This is a genomic window from Streptomyces sp. NPDC101166 (genome assembly GCF_044768125.1).
Taxonomy (GTDB): Bacteria; Actinomycetota; Actinomycetes; order Streptomycetales; family Streptomycetaceae; genus Streptomyces.
This window is the reverse complement of sequence record NZ_JBIWPF010000399.1, coordinates 1-1,013: the sequence shown is the minus strand read 5'-3', so window position 1 is coordinate 1,013 and position 1,013 is coordinate 1. Positions and strand designations below refer to the sequence as shown.

At 68.7% G+C, this 1,013-nt stretch carries 1 protein-coding gene; it reads right to left on the bottom strand.

What is annotated here, in order from left to right:
- Positions 1 to 1,013 (bottom strand): UDP-N-acetylglucosamine 1-carboxyvinyltransferase (gene murA / locus ACIRS4_RS39410; RefSeq protein WP_404205271.1); only part of this gene is annotated, 1,013 nt, incomplete at both ends.

Here is a 1,013-nt window from a genome sequence, read left to right as displayed (position 1 = left end):
CTCCGAGCCCGCGCAGGTTCTCCACGAAAGACGGGTAACCCCGGTCGATGTGGAAGACATCGTGGACTTCGGTGACACCGTCGGCCACCAGACCCGCGAGCACCAGACCCGCGCCGGCCCGAATGTCGGAGGACCACACCGGCGCCGAGGACAGTCGCGGAATACCGCGCACCACAGCGTGATGCCCATCGGTGCGGGCGTCCGCGCCGAGCCGGATCATCTCTTCGACGAAACGGAAGCGCGCCTCGAAGATGTTCTCGGTGATCATCGAGGTGCCGTCCGCGATGGCGGCCAGGCCGATGGCCATCGGCTGCAGGTCGGTGGGGAAACCCGGGAACGGCAGGGTCGAGAAGTTCACGGCACGAGGGCGATCCGCCTGCACCACGCGAAAGCCATCCGGTTCGAACGAGATTCGGGCGCCCGCCGAACGCAGCTTGTCCAGCACCAGGGACAGGTGCTTGGGGTTGATGCCCGTCACCCGCACGTCACCGGTGGTCATGGCGGCGGCGATGCCCCAGGTCGCGGCGACGATGCGGTCGCCGATCACCCGGTGGGTAGTAGGGGCCAGCTTCTCCACGCCCTGGATGGTCAGGACCGAGGTGCCGGCGCCGGCGATCTTCGCGCCCATCCGGTTCAGCATGTTGCAGAGATCCACGATCTCCGGCTCACGCGCGGCATTGTCGATGACGGTCTCGCCCTCGGCGAGCACCGCGGCCATCAGAATGTTCTCGGTCGCGCCGACCGAGGGAAAGTCCAGCCGGATCCGCGCGCCCTGCAGCTCCTCGGCCCGGGCCACCAGGCAGCCGTGCTCGATCTCCGAGGTCGCGCCGAGTAACCGCAGACCCTGCTGGTGCATGTCCAGCGGACGCGAACCGATCGCGTCACCGCCGGGCAGCGCCACCACGGCCCGCTTGCAGCGCGCCATCAGCGGACCCAGCACACACACCGAGGCGCGGAACTGGGTAACCGCCGGGAAGTCCGCGTGGTACTTCGGTTCCGGCGGCGTCGCGATG